This window comes from Pseudodesulfovibrio portus (assembly GCF_026000375.1).
Lineage (GTDB): Bacteria > Desulfobacterota > Desulfovibrionia > Desulfovibrionales > Desulfovibrionaceae > Pseudodesulfovibrio > Pseudodesulfovibrio portus.
The window spans coordinates 1,651,438-1,670,709 of record NZ_AP026708.1; the positions used below are offsets into that span (position 1 = coordinate 1,651,438).

At 60.2% G+C, this 19,272-nt stretch carries 17 protein-coding genes; 3 read left to right on the plus strand and 14 right to left on the minus strand.

Features of this window, described 5'->3' with window-relative positions:
• Window positions 1-2 precede the first annotated feature (2 nt).
• The 3 genes from cmk to OO730_RS08005 all read right to left on the minus strand — a co-directional run bounded on the left by cmk (window position 3) and on the right by OO730_RS08005 (window position 2,276).
• Window positions 3-662 (minus strand): (d)CMP kinase, encoded by a 660-nt coding sequence (gene cmk / locus OO730_RS07995; RefSeq protein WP_264984059.1) that lies wholly within the window; start codon window positions 660-662, stop codon window positions 3-5.
• Window positions 655-1,755: a histidinol-phosphate transaminase gene (gene hisC / locus OO730_RS08000; protein ID WP_264984060.1), complete on the minus strand. Its 1,101-nt coding sequence runs from the start codon at window positions 1,753-1,755 to the stop codon at window positions 655-657. Before hisC ends, cmk begins: the two co-directional genes overlap by 8 nt.
• Window positions 1,756-1,832: 77 nt before the next feature.
• Window positions 1,833-2,276 carry a universal stress protein gene (locus tag OO730_RS08005; protein WP_264984061.1) on the minus strand — a complete coding sequence of 148 codons (444 nt, stop codon included), beginning with the start codon at window positions 2,274-2,276 and terminating at the stop codon, window positions 1,833-1,835.
• Between the two features lie 270 nt (window positions 2,277-2,546).
• On the opposite strand from OO730_RS08005, the gene OO730_RS08010 reads away from it, so the two are divergent.
• Both OO730_RS08010 and OO730_RS08015 read left to right on the plus strand, forming a co-directional pair.
• Window positions 2,547-3,014 (plus strand): hypothetical protein, encoded by a 468-nt coding sequence (locus OO730_RS08010; RefSeq protein ID WP_264984062.1) that lies wholly within the window; start codon window positions 2,547-2,549, stop codon window positions 3,012-3,014.
• A gap of 343 nt (window positions 3,015-3,357) precedes the next feature.
• Window positions 3,358-4,083: a pentapeptide repeat-containing protein gene (locus tag OO730_RS08015; protein WP_264984063.1), complete on the plus strand. Its 726-nt coding sequence runs from the start codon at window positions 3,358-3,360 to the stop codon at window positions 4,081-4,083.
• A 181-nt stretch (window positions 4,084-4,264) separates the two neighbouring features.
• On the opposite strand, the gene OO730_RS08020 is transcribed toward OO730_RS08015, so the two are convergent.
• The 5 genes from OO730_RS08020 to OO730_RS08040 form a co-directional block, all read right to left on the minus strand.
• Window positions 4,265-4,987, minus strand: coding sequence for an ABC transporter ATP-binding protein (locus OO730_RS08020; RefSeq protein WP_264984064.1), 723 nt, complete (start codon window positions 4,985-4,987; stop codon window positions 4,265-4,267).
• A gap of 4 nt (window positions 4,988-4,991) precedes the next feature.
• Window positions 4,992-6,182 carry an ABC transporter permease subunit gene (locus OO730_RS08025; protein ID WP_264984065.1) on the minus strand — a complete coding sequence of 397 codons (1,191 nt, stop codon included), beginning with the start codon at window positions 6,180-6,182 and terminating at the stop codon, window positions 4,992-4,994.
• Window positions 6,163-7,071 (minus strand): branched-chain amino acid ABC transporter permease, encoded by a 909-nt coding sequence (locus OO730_RS08030; RefSeq protein ID WP_264984066.1) that lies wholly within the window; start codon window positions 7,069-7,071, stop codon window positions 6,163-6,165. The genes OO730_RS08025 and OO730_RS08030 overlap by 20 nt, the downstream gene beginning before the upstream one ends.
• 63 nt (window positions 7,072-7,134) lie before the next feature.
• Window positions 7,135-8,283: a branched-chain amino acid ABC transporter substrate-binding protein gene (locus OO730_RS08035; protein ID WP_264984067.1), complete on the minus strand. Its 1,149-nt coding sequence runs from the start codon at window positions 8,281-8,283 to the stop codon at window positions 7,135-7,137.
• 41 nt (window positions 8,284-8,324) lie between these two features.
• Window positions 8,325-9,080, minus strand: coding sequence for an ABC transporter ATP-binding protein (locus tag OO730_RS08040; protein WP_264984068.1), 756 nt, complete (start codon window positions 9,078-9,080; stop codon window positions 8,325-8,327).
• Window positions 9,081-9,431: 351 nt separating this feature from the next.
• Here OO730_RS08040 and OO730_RS08045 point away from each other — a divergent pair, with 351 nt between their 5' ends.
• Window positions 9,432-10,190, plus strand: a complete 759-nt coding sequence (locus OO730_RS08045; protein WP_264984069.1) for an SDR family oxidoreductase — start codon at window positions 9,432-9,434, stop codon at window positions 10,188-10,190.
• A gap of 115 nt (window positions 10,191-10,305) precedes the next feature.
• Here OO730_RS08045 and OO730_RS08050 read toward each other — a convergent pair whose 3' ends face one another.
• The 6 genes from OO730_RS08050 to aprA all read right to left on the minus strand — a co-directional run bounded on the left by OO730_RS08050 (window position 10,306) and on the right by aprA (window position 19,208).
• A complete protein-coding gene (locus OO730_RS08050) occupies window positions 10,306-10,758 on the minus strand; it encodes a VPLPA-CTERM sorting domain-containing protein (protein ID WP_264984070.1) in 453 nt (150 codons plus the stop codon).
• A gap of 776 nt (window positions 10,759-11,534) precedes the next feature.
• A complete protein-coding gene (locus tag OO730_RS08055) occupies window positions 11,535-12,191 on the minus strand; it encodes a hypothetical protein (RefSeq protein ID WP_264984071.1) in 657 nt (218 codons plus the stop codon).
• A gap of 50 nt (window positions 12,192-12,241) precedes the next feature.
• On the minus strand, window positions 12,242-13,513 hold the full coding sequence (gene qmoC / locus OO730_RS08060; protein ID WP_264984072.1) for a quinone-interacting membrane-bound oxidoreductase complex subunit QmoC: 1,272 nt from the start codon (window positions 13,511-13,513) through the stop codon (window positions 12,242-12,244).
• A gap of 10 nt (window positions 13,514-13,523) precedes the next feature.
• Window positions 13,524-15,806 carry a hydrogenase iron-sulfur subunit gene (locus OO730_RS08065; protein WP_264984073.1) on the minus strand — a complete coding sequence of 761 codons (2,283 nt, stop codon included), beginning with the start codon at window positions 15,804-15,806 and terminating at the stop codon, window positions 13,524-13,526.
• Between the two features lie 3 nt (window positions 15,807-15,809).
• Window positions 15,810-17,135: a CoB--CoM heterodisulfide reductase iron-sulfur subunit A family protein gene (locus tag OO730_RS08070; RefSeq protein WP_264984144.1), complete on the minus strand. Its 1,326-nt coding sequence runs from the start codon at window positions 17,133-17,135 to the stop codon at window positions 15,810-15,812.
• 75 nt (window positions 17,136-17,210) lie between these two features.
• Window positions 17,211-19,208 (minus strand): adenylyl-sulfate reductase subunit alpha, encoded by a 1,998-nt coding sequence (gene aprA / locus OO730_RS08075; protein ID WP_264984074.1) that lies wholly within the window; start codon window positions 19,206-19,208, stop codon window positions 17,211-17,213.
• Window positions 19,209-19,272 lie beyond the last annotated feature (64 nt).

Here is a 19,272-nt window from a genome sequence, read left to right on the forward strand (position 1 = left end):
TATCAGGCAACGCCTTCTTTCAAGGCGGCGAGCACTTGTCCCTTGTCCAAATCCGTGGTGTCGATGACCACGGCGTCGTCAGCGGGCTTGAGCGGGGCCACTGCCCGGTTGCGGTCCTGGTGATCGCGCCTGGCGATCTGTTCCCGGAGTTCCTCGACATCGGCGGGTTTGCCCATGGCCGAGAGCTGCTTGAACCGCCTGACGGCCCGCTCCTCCACCGAGGCGTCGAGAAAAAACTTGTGCGGCGCGTCCGGGAAGATGACCGTGCCCATGTCGCGGCCCTCGGCCACGAGGGAGAACCGCGCGCCCAGGTCCTGCTGCGCCTTCTTGAGGAAGGTGCGGACCACGGGCAGGGTGGCCACGTTGGACGCCCACATGCCCACCTCCTCGGTACGGATCTCGTCGCCGATGACCGTGCCGTTCAGGGAAAGGACCGAATCCTGACCGATGCCGGACAGGCTGTACTCAATGGTGTCCAGGGCGGCCTGCAGCCGCGCCTCGTCCCACTCCCAGGCCCCCTCTCCGAGTTTCCAGGCCACGGACCGGAACATGGCCCCGGTGTCGAGGTACGGGATGGACAGGTGGCGGGCCAGCGCCTTGGCCATGGTGGACTTGCCCACCCCGGCCGGACCGTCGATGGTCACGATCAGGGTGCTACCCATTGAGGACCTCGCCGAGCACCTTGATGAACGTCCTGTTCTCCTCGTCCGTGCCCACGTTCACGCGCATGCACCTTTCCAGGCCGAAAGACTTGAGCGGGCGGATGATGATGCCGCGCTTGAGCAGCTCCTCGAAGACCTCCGCCGTGTCCTGGGGCGACTCGAACATGACGAAGTTGGACTGGGTCGGCCACACCCGGCAGCCGAGTTTGGGCAGTTCCTTGGTAAAATATTCGCGCCCCCGCATGACCAGGGCCAGGGTCTCGTTGTAGAAGACCTCGTCCTCCAGGGCGGCCACTCCGGCCTCCTCGGCCAGCAGGTTGACCGTGAACGGGATGCGGGCGTTTTTCATGCGCGCGGCCAGCATGGGCGGCAGGATGCCGTAACCGAGCCGCAGCCCGGCCAGCCCGTAGGCCTTGGAAAAGGTGCGCAGGGCGACCACGTTCTTGAATGATTCAAAGGCCTGGACCGGGGTGTAGGATTCCGGCGGCCAGGCAAAATCGATGTACGCCTCGTCCACCACCAGCAGGCAGTCGGCGGGCAGCGCGCCGGACAGCAGCGCCAGGTCGTCCACGGAAGCGGTCAGGCCGGTGGGGTTGTCGGGGCTGGTGACGATGACCATGGCCGTGTCCGCGTCGGCGGCCTTGGCCATGGCTTCGAGCGGCAACCCGTAGTACGCCTCGCGCGGGACCTCCCGGTATTCCAGGCCGCACAGCTTGGCGCACATGCGGTACATGGCAAAGGAGTTCTCGTAGCAGACCACGTTGGCCTTGCCCGGGACAGCCTTCATGCGGAAAAGCATGTCGATGATTTCGTCCGAGCCGTTGCCCACCAGGATGCACTCCTCGGGCACTCCCACGGACTTGGCGATGGCCGCAGTCAGGCGCGGGGAATGGTTCTCCGGGTAGCGGAAGGCACGGGCCGCGTGCCGGGAGATGACCTTCTGCACGATGGGCGAAGCCCCCAGCGGGTTCTCGTTGCTGGCCAGCTTGATCACGGAATTCAAGCCGTATTTTTCCTGGATCTGCTCGATGGTCATGCCCGGTACGTAGGGGGCGAAGTCCTCGATTTCCGGACGGACGCTGAAGTCTTTCATCACTGCCTCACATCATAAAAAAATAAGAAACGACCGAAGCCGTTCCTTATATTCTTTATCAGTTGCCGTAAAGTCCGCTAGTCCGTGGGCCGCACCGTGAGCACCGGGGCGATCGAGCTCTTGACGACCTTCTCGGCCACGGAGCCGAACAGGATGCGGTCAATGCCCTTGCGGCCGTGGGTGCCCATGACCACCATGTCGCACTTCTCGTCCTCGGTGATGCCCAGGATTTCCTCGGCCGGATAACCGGTGACCACCTTGCCCTCGACATCGAGCCCTTCGAAGTGCTCCTTGACGAATGCGTTCATGGTGTCTTCGGCCCCGGTCACGATCTCGCCAACAAAGGACTCGATGGAGCTGGGCGGCACATGAAAGCCCACATATTGACTGAGCGAGGGGGCGACATAAAGCACCAGGATCTTGGCCCCGGAGCACTTGGCCATCATGTTGGCATAATCGGCCACGATGGGGCTGTACTCCGAGAAATCAACCGCGCACAGAATCTTCTTGATATCAACCATGCTGTTTCTCCTTGCTGTATTTTCTTTTCCGGCCGAATGGCCGAAAATTAATTCCTCTTGTCATAAATATGCCTTTCCCGCACCCAATAGACAACTATTTTCTTATGCGGTACATTTTGTTCCGAATGGAGCAGGAACAATCGCCTCAAGCGGCAGATTTTTCCGGCCTCCTATATTAAAAAGATAAGCAGTTACACATAGTTGTCAACACCACATCCTTGGCAAGGTCTTTGCACCATTTCAGGCAAACCACAGGATAGGAGTAGAACCATGAAGATCCGTCCTGATCAGATCGAGGGCGTCCAGCCGGAGCAGTCGCAACGGAAGGACAAGGCGAAACAGCCTGAACAGGCCTTCGGGGATCTTCTCAATCAGGAAGTGGCTCGGGGAGACGCACCTGCCGCAGTGCAGGGCGCGACGCCGCCTCCGATCGTGAATCCCCTGATCGCAGCAGGTGCAGTGGTCAACGTCAGTGACGTGACCGCCGACCGGGTGACGGGCCAGGTGGAATCCATCCTCGACAAGTGGGACAACTATGCCGAGACGTTGTCGGACACCGATGCCGGGCTCAAGTCCGCGTACGGGACCCTGGACGACATCGCCAGCGAGGTGGCCGCCATTCGAAGCGAGCAGCCTGAACTGGGGCAGTCCCATCCCGGCCTCAACGCCATTGTCGACGAGTTGGAGACCCTGGCCGCAACGGAACAGTTCAAGTTCAACCGGGGCGATTACGTCTAACCGCTGAATCAGCCATTTCAGGCCCGGGCGTCAGCCCGGGCCGCCCTTCGATCTTCTCCCGAACAAAAGGCCCCCCGGGATCCAAGACGTTTTCAATAAATGTTGACGAAAACGCCGAAAAACAACCGTAACCCCCTGTCTGCAAAAGCAAACAGGGGGTTCTTCTTATGGGTAAAATATTTTCCCAGGTTGCGACGTCACTAGAAGAGTTATCCAACTAACGATGTGTTGCCTGTGCTAGTTTTTTCGGCCCAAGCTGCCAATCAGGTTGACATTGCTTTCCCCTTCAAATGATCTTGTTAATAAATTAATCCAATTCACATTAGCATTGGAGGATAAAGCCGTGGCTAATTCAAAGCACTTGGCAATACTGGAGAATGATGTTGAGGTCTGGAATGAGTGGCGCAAGGACAATCCAGATATATGTCCTGACCTTAAATTTGTGGTTCTTGAAAAGAAAAATCTCGCCGGGGCAAACTTCCGAAATACAGACCTCAGAAGAGCACATTTTAAGGGAACAGATCTTTTCGATGCTGATTTTCAGGGAGCAAATCTTCAATTTGCATCTTTCATAGACGCAGATCTTATTTGGGCGACTGTGAAAGGGGCAGATCTTCAAAATGCAGTCATGCATGGCACAGACGTTACAGGTGTTAAATATGACAACTTCATGAAATGCTATGGGATCAATATTCAAGACTGTTTTGGCAGTCAGCGATTTGTCCGGCATGTCATGGATTTAAGCTATATAGAAGAATTCAAGGATCAGCATCCGACAATTCACTACATTTGGGAAATGACTTCCAATTGTGGGCGCTCATGGTTTCCTCTCCTTCTATGGTCTTGCTTCATCATTTATATTTATTGGGCTCTGTTTGATTTTTTCCCGCACATCGAGCACCCGCTTTATACAAGCATTATGACGTTTACTTCTTTTGGATTCATAGACTCTCATAATCGTGGCTCCCAAGAACTATTCCTTTTGTGTACGGAGGCCATTTTGGGTTATATCGTGTTTGGGTGTCTTGTTTCGCTCATAGCCAATAAGATGGCACGAAGAAGTGGGTAGTCATTCATACTTTTTTTTGGGTTTTGCGTTTGCTAGAAGGCGATAGTAAATCGCTGTATCTATTTGAGTAACAATAAAAATGGCCTCGATAACGTCGAGGCCATTTTTATCAACATTTATGGAAAACGCCTTGCCCGGAATCATCCGGGGGGCCTTTGCCTATGCTGTTTGCGCGTCGGGGCTATTCGCCGAGATACGCCTTGCGGATGTCGGGATTGGCCAGGAGCTTTGCCGCATCGTCCTCCATGACCACGTTGCCGGTCTCCAGGACATAGCCGCGCTGGGCCGCCTGCAGGGCGAGGTTGGCGTTCTGCTCGACCAGGACCACGGTCACGCCCTGGGAATTGATCTCCTTGACGATGTCGAAGATCTGCTTGACCAGGAGCGGTGCCAGCCCCATGGACGGTTCGTCCAGGAGCAGGACCTTGGGGCGGCTCATCAGGGAGCGGGCCATGGCCAGCATCTGCTGCTCGCCGCCGGACAGGGTGCCGCCGAGCTGCTTGCGCCGCTCGCGCAGTTTGGGGAAGAGATCGAACACCCGCTCGATGTCGTCCTTGATTCCCCCGGCGTCGGTCCGGAAGAACGCGCCCATATCGAGATTTTCCATGACCGTCAGCCGCGGAAAGATGCGGCGGCCTTCCGGCACCTGGCACAAGCCCATGGTGGGCAGGACGTCGCTGCCCACGTCGTTGATGCGGTCTCCCTTGTACAGGATGTCGCCCGAAACGGCCTTGACGATGTTGCAGATGGTCATGAGCGTGGTGGACTTGCCCGCGCCGTTGGCCCCGATGATGGACACGATCTCGCCGTCATAGACCTTGATGGAGATGCCCTTGAGCGCCTGGATGCGTCCGTAGGCGGAGACCACGTTCCTGAGTTCGAGGATGGGAGTCTTGTCGTGCATGGTTCTACTCCGCCTCCTCGGATCGCCTGCCCACGCGCTTGGCGGGCCAGATGCCTGCCGGGCGGATCAGCATCATCAGGGTCATGACGCCGCCGAAGACCAGCATGCGGTAGAGTTCGAATTCGCGGAACACCTCGGGCAGGGCGACCAGGGCGAGGACGCCGAGGATGACGCCGGGGATGGACCCCATGCCGCCGAGGATGACCATGGCCAGGACCATGGCGGATTCCAGAAAGGTGAAGGACTCGGGCCCGACGAACTTCATGCGCGCGGAGAAGAAGGCCCCGGCGAATCCGGCAAAGGTCGCGCCCATGGCATAGGCCAGGAGCTTGAGCAGAAAGGTGTTCACGCCCATGAGTTCGGCGGCTGTCTCGTCCTCGCGGATGGCCTCCCAGGCGCGTCCGATGCGCGAATAGTTGAGGCGGTAGACCGAAAGGATGGTGATGACGGCGATGCCCAGGATCACATAGTACATGCTCGACAGGGAGCGGAAGGAATAGCCGAACAGCTCCGGTCGGGGGATGGACAGGATGCCGTTGGGGCCGTTGGTCAGCGCCATCCAGTTGTTCAGGATCAGGCGCACGATCTCGCCGAAGCCCAGGGTCACGATGGCCAGGTAGTCGCCGCGCATGCGCAGGGTCGGGTAGCCGATGATGCACCCGGCGATGGCTGCGGTCAGGGCGGCCACGGGCAGACAGAGCCAGAAGGACAGCCCGAAGTGCAGGCTCATGAGCGCGTAGGTGTAGGCACCCACGCCGTAGAAGGCGATGTAGCCCAGGTCGAGCAGCCCGGCCAGGCCGATGACGATGTTCAGCCCCAGGCCGAGGCAGACGTAGACCAGCACCTGGATGGCGACGTCGTGGGCATAGCGTTCGGTCAACAGCGGGTAGGCGATGGCGCAGCCCATGACGATGGACAGGAGCACCCAGCGCGGGGTTCTCTCGTACAGGCCCTGCACCGAGACGGTGGCCGCCTTCAGGGGGGTGCCCACGGCGTCGAGCTTGCCCGCCTGCTGGATCTGGTAGAAGAGCATGATGATGACCGAAGCCACGACCACGTAGCCGAAGACGGTCAGGGTCTTGCCGAATTCCAGCCCGTCGGGCGTGATGCCGAGCATGGGCCAGAGCAGGATAAGGAACCAGAGCAGGCCGACCCCGCAGGCCAGCCATAATTTTTTAGACTCGCGTATCGTCAACGTTCTCTCCCATGATGCCGGTGGGCTTGAAGTACAGCACGCCGATGAGGATAATGAAGGCGAACACGTCTTTGTATTCGCCGGAGATGTATCCGGCTGCGAAGATTTCCACCATGCCGATGATCAGTCCTCCGATCATGGCTCCCGTGATATTGCCGATGCCGCCGAGCACCGCCGCCGCAAAGGCCTTGATGCCGGGCACGAAGCCCATGGAGTAGTTGACCGACCCGTAGTACAGGCCGACCATGATGCCCGCAGCCGCAGCCAGCCCCGCGCCGATGGCGAAGGTGACGGCGATGATGCGGTTGGAGTTGATGCCGACCAGGGCGGACATGACCTTGTCCTGGGCCGTGGCGCGCATGGCCCGGCCGATGCGGGTCTTGAAGACCAGGATGTTCAACCCCACCAACAACGCGGCGGTCAGGCCGACGATGAACATCTGCATGTAGGAGACGGAGATGAGTCCCCACTCAAGGCCGCCGGAGGTGATCTCCGTGGGGTACGCCTTGTCGTACACGCCCTGGGTGAGCATCAGCCCGTTCTGCAGGAAGATGGACATGCCGAGCGCGGACAGGAGCGCGGCCAGTCGCGAGGCGTTGCGAAGCGGCTTGTAGGCGAGTCGTTCCACGGCCATGGCCAGCAGGGCGCAGTAGCCCATGGCCAGGACCAGTGCGATGGCCAGACAGGCGTAAGGATGCAGTCCCTGGGACGCCAGGTAGGAGATCAGGATCACGCCCATGTAGCCGCCGGCGGCGAAGAACTCGCCGTGCGCGAAATTGATGAGCTGAATGATGCCGTAGACCATGGTGTAGCCAAGGGCAATGAGAGCGTAAACGCCCCCCAGCGTGATGCCGTTGATCAGCTGCTGTATGAAAAATTCTAAGTCCATGTTGTTCCGATGTCCGGGACCCCGCAGTCGCGGGGTCCCGGTTTGGTTGTTAAGCGTTGAAGGCTAGTACTTTTCGCCGGTCAGGGAGTTCCAGTAGGGCACGAACTGGCCGTCGGTGATCCTGTACACGGTGTAGTTGGAGCCGGAATCGCCGTTCTCCTGGTAGTTGATCTGCTTGGAGGCGCCGGTGAAGTCGAGCTTCATCAGCTCTTCGCGGACCTTGACGGGATCGGTGGTGCCCGCAGCCTTGACGGCCATCAGGTACGCGGTGGCGGAGTCGAAGGAGTACGCGGAGTACGCGCCGGGCTCGTTGCCGGACTTGGCCTTGTACTTGGCCAGGAATTCCTTGTAGGCGGGCGCGTTCTTGTCGATGGCGCCGAAGGTGCAGTACATGCCCTCGGCGTCGCCCTTGGCGATTTCGATGAGCTTGGGATGGTAGACGGCGTCCTGACCCATGAGGATGGCGTCGATGCCCATGCGCTTGGCCTGGATGACCATCAGAGCGCCGGTGGCGGAGTTCTGCAGGGAGATGTAGAGCAGATCCGGGTTGGCGGACTTGATCTTGGTCAGGACGGCGGAGTAGTCCTTGTCGCCCTGGTTGACGTGGTCGTGTTCCAGGACCTCGATGCCCACTTCCTTGGCGGCCAGGGCAACGCCCTCGGCCAGACCCTGGGAGTAGGTGGTCTTGTCGTCGACGATGAAGATGGTCTTCACGCCTTCGGCTTCCTTCATGAACTTGACGGCGGCAGGGGCCTGGTGGTCGTCACGACCGCAGGTGCGGAACATGTAGGGCAGGCCGCGCTCGGTGACCTTGGGGTTGGTGGAAGCCGGGGTCAGCATGATGATGTTTTCCTCGGCCAGGGTCTCGGAGGCGGGGATGGTGGAGCTGGAGCAGTACGCGCCCACCACGCCGGTGACCTTCTCGTTGATCAGCTTGTTGGCGGCGGCCACGGCCTGCTTCGGATCACAGGCGGTGTCCTGGGGAATGACTTCGATATTGGTGAAACCGGGAATGCCGCCCGCTTCCATAAAGACTTCGACGGCGATCTCGGTGCCCTGGCGGATGTCGTTGCCGTCAGCGGCGTAGGGACCGGTCAGGGGGGACATGGTGCCGATCTTGAGGACCTGATCGGCTTTCTTTTCTTCACCGCAGCCCGCCAGGAACAGGCCCAGGGCGGCCAGGGCAACCACGAGTACCAGTAAACGTTTCATAAATCCTCTCTCCATTTTTGCGGTTGATGCCAGCCTCTCTCTTACTGGCCCAAATATGCCTCAATCACGTCGGGGTTCCGCTGGATATCCTCGGGCAGCCCTTCCGCGATCATTACACCATGGTCGAGAACAACGATCCGGTTGCAGATGCCCATGACGACCTTCATGTCGTGTTCCACCATGAGCACGTTGATGCCGAGTTCGGTGATGCGGCCGATGTCGCGCATCAGCTCCATGGATTCGGCCGGGTTCAGTCCCGCCGCCGGTTCGTCCAAAAGGATGGTCTTGGGGTCGCTGGCCAGGGCGCGGGCGATCTCGAGCCGCCGCTGATGGCCGTACGGCAGGTTGGAGGCGACCTCGTCGGTCACCCCGCCGAGCCCCATGAAATCAAGCGCCTTCTGCGACCTTTCGATGATTCTCGCCTCTTCCCGCTGCTGGCCGGGACTGCGAAGGATCGCCCCGATCACGCCCGCCCTGGAGCGGGAGTGCTGCGCCACCATGCAGTTTTCCAGGGCCGTCATGTTCTGGAACAGACGAATGTTCTGAAAAGTCCGGGCAATGCCCATGGACAGGACCTGGTAGGGCCTCAGCCCCGTGATGGTCGTGCCGTCGTAGGACACCGAACCGGAAGAAGCCTTGTATACGCCGGTGATCACGTTGAACACCGTGGTTTTGCCCGCCCCGTTGGGGCCGATCAGCCCCACCACTTCGCCCTCGGTCACGGTGAAGGCGACTTCGGTCAGGGCCTGGAGCCCGCCGAAACGGACACAAATGTCATCAAGAATAAGATTTGCCATATGAATCCAATAAGATAGAAAAAACCACCGGGAACACCTCGCAATGACGTTTCCCGCAACAACCAATCGCCTGAAATGACGAACTATTTATAAGAGGACGACAACTATTACCCCATTTGACTAAAAAAGTCTAATACACGCTGAAATAATTGATAATCAGACCAAAGTTTAGCGACTTTTGAGAAACGCCAAATTTTGTTCGTGATTTGACCGGCCAGATTCGTGCATACATGGCTTTTATTGCGTATTTTGGTACATCCATACTGATTATCGGGCTTCAAACAAGGCTTTTCTTCATGATTTGCCTGCTGTACCCTTGTCACCGAACCGACAAAAACAAGGAGCATCCACATGCAAAAGACCATATTCATTACCGGAGCAACAGCCGGATTCGGCAAGGCCATGGCGGAACGGTACGCCAGGGAAGGCTGGCAGCTGATCCTTTCGGGCCGCCGCGCCGAACGCCTCGACGAGCTCAAGGCCGCCCTCGCCCCGGCCAAGGTGCACACCGTGGTCTTCGACGTCCGCGACCGCAAGGCCTGCGAAGAGGCCGTGGCCAACCTGCCCGCCGAATTCCTGCCCGTGGACGCGCTGGTCAACAACGCGGGCCTGGCGCTGGGCATGGAGCCTGCACAGGCCTGTTCCCTGGATGATTGGGAGACCATGATCGACACCAACATCAAGGGGCTGACATACATGACCCGCGCCGTGCTGCCCGCCATGGTCGAGCGCAACAAGGGCCACGTGGTCAACCTCGGCTCCATCGCCGGGAACTATCCCTACCCCGGGGGCAACTGCTACGGCGGGACCAAGGCGTTCGTGAACCACTTCTCCAAGAACCTGCGCGCAGACCTGGCCGGCACCCGCGTGCGCGTGACCAACATCGAGCCCGGCATGTGCGAAACCGAGTTCTCCGAAGTCCGGTTCAAGGGCGACAAGGACGCCGCGTCCAAGGTCTACAAGGGGGTGGATGCCCTCACCGCCGACGACATCGCCGAATGCGTCTACTGGGCCACCGCCCTGCCCGCCCACGTCAACATCAACGCCATCGAGGTCATGCCCGTTCAGCAGTCCTTCGCCATGTTCGCCGTGGACAGGGACGAGGTGTAGCCCCGGACGGGCTCATCGGCTGCCGCCCGTCTCCGGCGGGCCGTTGCAGGAAAAGCAACAAGGGCCGACAACCGCATGCGGTTGCCGGCCCTTTCAGGCTCAATGCGCAGACAATCTACGCTCTGCGGGCTCTTCTCCGCAATCCCACAAGGCCGATGACGCCGGAACCCAGGAGCCAGATGGCGCCGGGAATGGGCGTGGCGGCCTGTTTATACAGGGTTGCATCGGCAGCGAAGGTGCCGAACAGGGAACTGATGCCGCTGGCGGACAGCACGGCGGTCATGTAGCCCAGGACCGGGTCCAGGTCGAAGAACGACAGGGTTCCGGTTCCGGTGAACTCAGTGAGATTGCCGCTGAAGGAGATGACCGAGGGGGCGGACAGCCAGACGGTGAAACCGTCGGAGGCCAGGTCGCCGAGGGGCAGGTCATCGGCGCTCGGAAGATACGCATTGGTGTAATCCACCGCGTACTGACTGGGGTCGGCGCCGATAACAGCCGTGTAGTTGTTAATGTTCATGGTCCCGAAACCCGTCACCACGGAACCGGCACCGATATAGGTACCGTCCATGGGTGAAGCGGAGGCCAAGGCAGGGATCAACATCAAACCGAGAGCAAACACAATTCCAAGAAAGCGAGTCTTCATGACCGTCTCCTTACGAGCATTGTGTTATCCGCGTTCCGTGCATGCCATCCACCCCGGACCAGCACGGACGATTTGCCAATAGCAAAATTCATTCAATGTTATGGATTATCAATAATTGCAGCCTGTTGTTTTGCCTGTTCAAACCCAGGCCCGCAATCGAGGTCATCCTTTTGACTGTCTGATAAAACCGGAATTTACACCTCTTGCGCCTTTCCCTTCTCCGGGCACCTGCGATCGCCTCGCAACCCTGATCGCCCGGTAAGCCGCACAGGAACTAGAAATCTGTGTTTTCTTGAGCCCTGTCAAATTCCTGTTTTCCACAACACATTTAATTATCAATTAGCAAAACTTCATATTTCGCCGGATTTCAGCAAAATCCATTCCAACCCACTGACATCAACCCATTGCTCCCCTTTCCACCGTCGGCGGCCCGGTAATCCGGAAAAACCGGACGGGCGCTCTCGGTCTTTTCCGCCAATCGGGGACGATACGGCATCCCCCCTTCCCCTGTGGCCTGAAGCCCCCTGAGACAGCGCAGATGCGCACCTGCAGCGTGAAGCGTGGCCTCAAGCCGACTGTCCCCGATGCCCCGCATCCAGGGGCCCGAGGCACTGCGCAGGAGTTCGCGCCCCCGGACCGAAGACGTAAAAAAGGCCCCGCGCCGAAGCGCGGGGCCTTGTCTTGTATCGGGAGATCCGGGGCTACCAGTTGTCGCCGCCGAATGCATCGCCGCCGAGACCGAAGTCGGCCTCGGGCTCGCCGCCGACCTCGGGGCCGGTGGACATGCCTGCATCGGCAGAAGCGGCAGCGCCGTCACCGGCAACACCGGCAACCACGACGCCCTGGCTCTTGACCTTTTCGACTTCCGCCATCAGGTCGTTGAGCTTGCTCGTCATCTCGTTGAGCTTGGTGGTGGCCACGGAGACCTGCTGTTCGCCTGCGGCGTTGGCAGCGTCGATGGTCTTGACCTTGGCTTCCAGGGGACCGATCTTGGCGGCCAGATCAGCCTTCTCGGCGGTCAGTTTCTCAACTTCGGCCTTGAGGGCTGCGTTCTCTTCCTTGAGGCCGGACAGGATGTCCAGGACAGCCTGCGCACGGGCGGCGTCGGACTCGGGAAGGGCTTCGACCTTGACCTGGTTGCCGAGCTTGGCGATGTCGCCTTCGGCGTAAGCGGTCAGACCGGGTTCCTGTTCATAGATCCAGGCCTTGGACAGTGCCTGAGCCACGGGGGCCATGTCAGCGTCCAAGGATTCGGCCTGGGTGATGTAAGCCAGCATATCGAGCTGAGCCTGATCGGCGGCTTCGCCGCGCAGAACAGACACAAAAGCGTTCATGGGGAAAACCTTAGCTTCAGCCATTTGATGCCTCCTTAACTAAGTAAGCTTCTTTAATGTGTTCACCCAGGCGACTATTTGTCGGCGCCCATGGGGATGCGACCAATCTTCTTGGCGCAGGACAGGGCCACGGTACGGTAGACCAGGTGGCCCAGCTTGGACCACGGCAGGTACGCGAACAGCATGAATACGCCGACCAGGTGCACGTAGTAGATCGGGTAGGCCAGCAGGCCGACGCCGAGCACGCGGAACACCATGGCGCCGATGCCGGTCAGGAAGACGGTCCAGATCACGGCCAGCAGGTACCAGTCGTACCAGCTGGAGGACTGTTTGGCCTGGTCCAGGTTCACCCTGCGCTTGGTCACGGCCAGCAGGCCGTACACACCCAGGCCCGCGCCAACCAGGGCGAGGAGCTTGATCGGGTGGTAGAACGGCATGGGGGTGTGACCGATGGCGGACACGATGTCACCGAGACCGGTGATGCCGAGGTTCCGCAGGAGCCATCCGCCCCAGTGGCCGGAAGCGACGACGCCGGTGACCACGGCCAGGGCGATGAAGGCAAACATCAGCCAGCGGTGGCCGGTGGCGCGCTTCTCGTCCAGCTCGTCGGTCTGCTCGTCCTTGCAGTCGAAGAACTGCGTGTGCTGCAGCACTTCGTACTGCAGGGTGTCGATCAGGCAGGAGAGGAAGCAGGGTTCTTCCTTGCGGCCCACGATGAAGGTCTTGGGCTGCGCGTCGAACGCCTTGAGCATGTTTCTCACGCCTGCATAGAACATGAAGATCATGAAGGCGAAGACAAGCATGAAGACCGGGTCGATGGTGTAGTCGCCGGGGAACAGGCCGCCGAAGACGACCTTGCCGCCTTCAACGGCGGTCCAGGCGTGGTCGGCCGCGTTCCACTCGAAGGTGGGGAACATGGTGCCGAACTTGCCAGCCATGATGACCCAGATGAGACCGTAGAAGATCAATGCCGGAGCAGCCAGGGGCAGGATGCCTGCGGAGCTGGACATCAGCTTGCCGATGATCGGCAGCGGAGCCAGGTTGCGGTAGGCCATGTTGCGCAGGGCGGACAGCAGGTCGCCCGGCTTGGCGCCGCGGGGGCAGAGATCGGAACAGGTGCCGCAGTTGTGGCACAGCCAGATGTCGATATCGTTGACCAGGCGGTCCTTCAATCCCCACTGGGCCCAGACCATCTCCTTGCGGGGATAGGGGCTGTCAGCCGGGGAGAGAGGGCATACCACCGAGCAGGTGGCGCACTGGTAGCATTTTTTCAGCGAGTCGCCGCCTACGGCCTGCAACTCTTTCACGAACGTAAGGTCCGGTTGTACCTTGACGGTATTGGACATGCCGTACCTCCTAGTAACCCTTGAACGGGTTCGGGCCGAAGTTGGTGGTGATGTTCCTGACGAACTCGTCGATCATGTCGGGCACTTGGTCGTACATGTCGATGGAGACCTCGTACTGCTCAACGCGCTCAGGCTCGACACCAAGGCGTCCAAGGGACTCGGCGATGTTTTCCTTGCGGCGGTTGCACAGCTCGGAACCCTTGACGAAGTGGCACTGGTAGTCGTCGCCGTACTTGCAGCCGAGCAGCATCACGCCGTCAATGCCCTTGGACATGGCGTCTGCCACCCAGATGGCGTTGACGGAACCGAGGCAGCGCACCGGCAGGAAGCGGACATACGGGGACCAGGACTTGCCGCGCATGGCAGCCATGTCCAGGGCCGGGTAGGCGTCGTTTTCACAGGCCAGGACGATGAAGCGGGGGCCGCCGGCGTCGAGGGAGTCGGGAACCTTGACTTCCTTGATGGCCTGACCCATCTGGCTGATGCCGTAGTTGGAGAAGCTGATGACGCGCTCCGGACACGCACCCATGCAGGTACCGCAACGGCGGCAGCGGGTGGGGTTCGGAAGCGGCGTGCCCTTCTCGTCATCGTCCAGAGCGCCGAACGGGCATTCCTCGGTGCAGCGTTTGCACTGGGTACAACGGGTGAAGTTGAACTCCGGGAAGCTCAGGTCGCCGGACCGGGGGTGTACGGACACGCCGCGGTTGGCGGACTCGATGCACTGGATGGCCTTGAGGGCGGCACCGGCCGCGTCTTCGGCGGCAAGGCCCATGCCCATGGGCTGGCGAACGCAACCCGCTGCGTAGACGCCCGTGCGGCGCGTCTCGTAGGGGAAGCAGATGTAGTTGGAATCGGCGAACCCGTCGAACAGCTCGAGGTCCGGGAATGCCGGGCCCTGGCGGTAGACGAAGTTCATGGTCGGGTCGGCAGCGGTGGTCGGGACGATGGCGGTCGGGACGACAACCAGGTCGGCGGCCAGCTCCACGTCGGCGCCCAGCAGGGTATCCTTGGCCTTGATGACCACGGAGGAACCGGCCTCGGAGACGCCGGTCACGGTGCCCTTGGTCAGCATGACGCCGGGATCGTCCTGGGCTGCCTGATAGTATTTCTCGTTGATGCCGGGGACCATCATGTGATCGTACACGATGTAGGCAACGGCGTTGGGGGCGAGCTCGCGCACGTAGTTGGCCTGCTTCAGGGCGACCAGGGAGGTCAGCTCGGAGGAGTAGGCCAGGTGCTTGGCGGATTCCTTGTCCTCATAGACGAAGGTCTCGCACTCGTCGGCGTCGCCGCTTTCGTCCTCTTCCTTGCAGGGCATGTCCTCGGGAGCCTCGCAGGCTTCGCCGCAAGCGCCGTAGGAGACGCCCTTCATGAGCAGGGAGGTGTCGACGATGAAGGCCACGGAGGACGGGGTCTTGCCGTCGGCGGTCTTGATGCCGCCGTTGGCTGCCATGGCTTCCAGTTCGGCGGTGGTGACCACGTTCTTGATGGTGCCGTAGCCCAGCGGGGCCAGGAACTTGGGATTGCCGGGCACGAAGCCGGTGGCCATGACGACCGCGCCGATCTCGTATTCGGTTCCGCTGATGGTGGCCTTGTACTGGGCCGGGGCACCGGCCAGGGACTCGAGGGTCGCACCGGTCAGGACCTGGATCTTGTCGCTGGCTTCCACCTTGGCGATCAGGTCGGGCACGTCGATGAGCTGCTCGCGTTCGGAATAGGGAGCGCCCAGCGGGAAGGACTTGTACATGGTCGCAGCTTTGCCGCCCAGCGTGTCGCTCTTTTCGGCCAGGACCACGGAGTAGCCCAGGCTGGCGGCGTTCAGCGCCGCGTTGAGACCGGTGTAACCGCCGCCCACGACCAGCACGGTCTTGAAGGCGTCCGGCAGCTCCGGAGCGGGAATCCGGCTGTTGAACAGCTTGGTGATTCCCATGTTGATGTAGTCCTTGGCGATGATTTCCATCTGGCCGGGGAATACGGGGTCTTCCTGGTAGGACCACACGCACTGCTCGCGCAGGGACACGCGTTCCACCTGGACTTTGTCGCCGAACTTGAACACGTCCCACTTGGAACGCGGGGTACAGGCGCAGCAGACCACGCCGTCCAGTTCGTTTTCAGCGATGTCCGCCTCGATCATGGCCTTGCCCTCGGGGCTGCACAGGACAGCATTGGACTTGGCCACGGTCACGCAGGAGGAGTGTTTGCCGCCGGCGGCAAATTCAGCCAGGGCATCGACATCGAGATTCGCGCCGATGTCGCAGCCTCCACAGATATATACTCCAAGCTTTTCAGCCATCGGTTACCTCCCTACCACGGTTTGAATCGCCTTCATCGCGGCAGCGGTGCCGGACTGGGCGGTCTTCATGACATCAAAGGGCTGCTTGGCGCAACCGGCGGCAATGATGCCCTCGCCGTCGATGACGAAACCGTCAGCGTCGGCCTGACCGGCCGGGACCTGCAGTTCGGCGATGCTGGGCTGCATGCCGGTGGCCAGGACGACCATGTCGAACTTCTCGTCGGTCTTGATGCCGGTGAGCGCGTTCTCCACGGTGACGATCGGGTTGCCGTTCGCATCCTCGACGATCCCGGCGACCTTGCCCTTGACCAGGCTGAGCTTGTCGTCGGCCTCGGTGATGGACTTGAACTTGTCGTAGCGGCCGGGGGTGCGCAGGTCGATGTAGTAGATCGTTGCGCTGGCATCGGAGCGTTCCCGCACGTAGCGGACATGCTTCAGCGAAGCCATGCAGCAGATATAAGAGCAGTAGTTCAGGTGGTTCTGGTCGCGGGAACCGGCACACTGGACAAAGGCGATCTTCTTGGGCTCTGCGCCGTCGGAAGGACGCTGGATCTTGCCGTTGGTGGGGCCGTTGGGCGCGCACAGACGCTCGAACTGCATGTTGGTGACCACATTCTTCAATGCGCCGCCGCCCAGGTTGGTCAGGTTGGCAACGTCATAGGGCTTCCAGCCCGTGGCGACCACGATGGCGCCGACGGCCAGATCGATGGTCTTGGGGGCGTCGTCCAGGGCCACGGCGTCGTACGGGCAGGCGGCCTGGATGGCGGACAGCTCGGACTCGGATGCGTTCTCGGCATCCACGACGTAGCGCATGGGGAACATGAAGGGATGGGTCTTGTACGCCAGACCGCGGGAGCCGGTGCCGAAGTCGAATTCGGATTCGACCTTGGTGGACGTGGCCTTCTCGCATTCGCCGCAGGCGGTACATTTTTCGTTCACGAAGCGGGGACGCTGCGTGATCTTCACGTCGTAGTTGCCGGCGGTGCCGGAAACGGACGTGACGTCGGCCATGGTGATGACCTTGACATTGGGGTTGTTTTTGATGCGCTGGAACTGAATCTCAAGACCACAGGAGGGCGGGCACAGCTTCGGGAAATACTGATTGAGCTGAGCAACCCGTCCACCGAGGTAGGGATTGGTTTCAACGATGTACACCTCGTAGCCGATTTCAGCGGCTTCGAGGGCGGCGGTGATCCCTGCGAATCCTCCGCCTACTACGAGAATACTGTTATTCGACATTCTCTTAACTCCTCCCGAATAAAGTTGAGGCTCAAGCCAACAAAATGGCCTAAACCCGGACCGGGAGCGGTTTTCCCGGCCCGGATTCAGACCATTTTAGCCCCGGTATTTTTAAGAGAGCGCGGGTCCGGGGACCCGCGCTCTCGGGGTGATCATTACCTAAGCTTAGGCGTCGGGGATGATCTTGACGTAGGGCTTCTTGAAGACCGTGGTCACGCCAGTGGCGGGATCGTACTTGGAGTTACAGAAGCACTTCCACTTGGAGTCGTCCAGGCCCATGAAGTCGCCGCGGTAGTAGAAGCCCGGGTAACGGGATTCTTCGCGGAACTCGATGTGCTGCATGTGCAGGCGGACGGTCCAGAGGCGGTGGAACTGTTCCCAGCAACGCATCAGTTCGTGCAGGTCACGAGCGGCGAGCTTCTGGGAGTCTTCTTCCATCATGCCGAGCAGCCAGAAACCGGTGTTCAGCAGAGCCTTGGAGGTCATGTACAGGGTAGCGACACCACCACCGTATTCATCGGTGCACTTGATGAGGCGCATCATGAAGTTGTGGGGAGTGATGTAAGCGGGGTTCACGACGGGATCGGTGGAACCGGCCTTGTTCTCTTCGTAGGTGTACCAGGGCTGGTAGACTTCCTTGGCGAGGTCGGCGGCGTTTTCCTTCAGGGTGGGGGTGAAGTCCTTGTGGTCGACAACCCAGCGCACCATCTGCTTGCCGACGATGCGGCCTTCAGCGTGGGAACCGGAGGAGAACTTGTGGCCGGAGGCGCCAACGCCATCAGCACAGGTCCAGAGGCCGTTGACGGTGGTCATACGGTTGTAGACCTTACCGTTGTCAGCCTTGATCTTGTAGGATTCGGGAACCCATTCTTCGTCGGGACCGGAAACCCAGATGCCGCAGCAACCGGAGTGGGAACCGAGGAGGTAAGGTTCGGTGGGCATGATCTCGGAACCGCGATCCTCAGGAGCGCAGTTGGTGGCGGCCCACAGGTTGGCCTGGCCAACGCACATGTCGAGGAAGTCTTCCCAGGCTTCGGACTCGAGGTGCTTCCACTCAGGACCGGTCATGTCGTTGTTGACGGTCTTCAGCAGGGCGGTCTTGGTGTCCATGAAGATCGGGCCGCGGCCTTCACGCATTTCACGGAGCATCATGTGGTTACGCAGGCAGGTGGGGATGATGTGACCCTTGGCGTAGCCGCGATCCTCGTAAGGCTTCAGCATTGCGCGGTTGGTCTCACAATAGTCTTCACCCTTGTAGTTGGTGGCTTTGGCCTTGAAGAGGAGGAACCAGGCGCCGACCGGGCCGTAACCGTCTTTGAAACGGGCGGGGACGAAGCGGTTTTCCATCATGGTCATTTCGCCGCCAACCTGAGCGACCATGGTGTAGGTGGAACCAGCGTTCCAGACCGGGTACCATGCACGACCCATACCTTCACCGGTGGACCGGGGACGGTAGACGTTGACTGCGCCACCACAAGCAACGACAGCGGCGTTGCACTTGTAGATGTACACTTTGTTTTCGCGGGTGGAGAAACCGACGGCACCGGCGATGCGGTTGGGCTCGTTGGCGTCCAGGAGCATCTTGACGATGAACACGCGCTCGACGTAGCGGTCTTCGCCCAGGGCGTTCTTGGCGGCTTCAGCAACGATGCACTTGTAGGACTCACCGTTGATCATGATCTGCCAGCGACCGGAACGGACCGGGTCGGCGCCGTTGCGGATGGCGAGGCCTTCGGCCTTGGCCTTGGCACCGTCGAGGTTCTTGCCGTCTTTCTTGACCCAAACGGGGAGACCCCATTCTTCGAACAGATGGACGGAATCATCAACGTGGCGGCCCAGATCGTAGATCAGGTCTTCACGGACGATGCCCATCAGGTCGGTGCGGACCATGCGGACGTAATCGTCGGGATCGTTGTCACCCATGTAGGTGTTGATGGCGGACAGACCCTGAGCAACGGCGCCGGAACGCTCGAGAGCGGCCTTGTCGCACAGCTCGATGGTGATGGAGGGATCGACCTTGTCGGCCCAGCGGATGGCTTCGAAAGCAGCACCGCAGTTACCCATGCCACCGCCGACCATCAGGATATCAACGCTTTTCTCGATGATTTCCGGCTCGGCGAGAGCAACACCCTTAGAAGCTTCTTTAGCGGGAAGCAGAGGCATAATATTTCTCCTGTATTATACGTGATTCAAGTTCTTCAAAGAGACAATAAGCGCTCAATCGGGT

Bases quoted from the DNA above. Each gene is read 5' to 3' on its own strand.
- cmk (WP_264984059.1), bottom strand. From the start codon at position 662: ATGGGTAGCACCCTGATCGTGACCATCGACGGTCCGGCCGGGGTGGGC.
- hisC (WP_264984060.1), bottom strand. From the start codon at position 1,755: ATGAAAGACTTCAGCGTCCGTCCGGAAATCGAGGACTTCGCCCCCTAC.
- OO730_RS08005 (WP_264984061.1), bottom strand. From the start codon at position 2,276: ATGGTTGATATCAAGAAGATTCTGTGCGCGGTTGATTTCTCGGAGTAC.
- OO730_RS08010 (WP_264984062.1), top strand. From the start codon at position 2,547: ATGAAGATCCGTCCTGATCAGATCGAGGGCGTCCAGCCGGAGCAGTCG.
- OO730_RS08020 (WP_264984064.1), bottom strand. From the start codon at position 4,987: ATGCACGACAAGACTCCCATCCTCGAACTCAGGAACGTGGTCTCCGCC.
- OO730_RS08030 (WP_264984066.1), bottom strand. From the start codon at position 7,071: ATGGACTTAGAATTTTTCATACAGCAGCTGATCAACGGCATCACGCTG.
- OO730_RS08035 (WP_264984067.1), bottom strand. From the start codon at position 8,283: ATGAAACGTTTACTGGTACTCGTGGTTGCCCTGGCCGCCCTGGGCCTG.
- OO730_RS08040 (WP_264984068.1), bottom strand. From the start codon at position 9,080: ATGGCAAATCTTATTCTTGATGACATTTGTGTCCGTTTCGGCGGGCTC.
- OO730_RS08045 (WP_264984069.1), top strand. From the start codon at position 9,432: ATGCAAAAGACCATATTCATTACCGGAGCAACAGCCGGATTCGGCAAG.
- OO730_RS08050 (WP_264984070.1), bottom strand. From the start codon at position 10,758: ATGGACGGTACCTATATCGGTGCCGGTTCCGTGGTGACGGGTTTCGGG.
- OO730_RS08055 (WP_264984071.1), bottom strand. From the start codon at position 12,191: ATGGCTGAAGCTAAGGTTTTCCCCATGAACGCTTTTGTGTCTGTTCTG.
- qmoC (WP_264984072.1), bottom strand. From the start codon at position 13,513: ATGTCCAATACCGTCAAGGTACAACCGGACCTTACGTTCGTGAAAGAG.
- OO730_RS08065 (WP_264984073.1), bottom strand. From the start codon at position 15,806: ATGGCTGAAAAGCTTGGAGTATATATCTGTGGAGGCTGCGACATCGGC.
- aprA (WP_264984074.1), bottom strand. From the start codon at position 19,208: ATGCCTCTGCTTCCCGCTAAAGAAGCTTCTAAGGGTGTTGCTCTCGCC.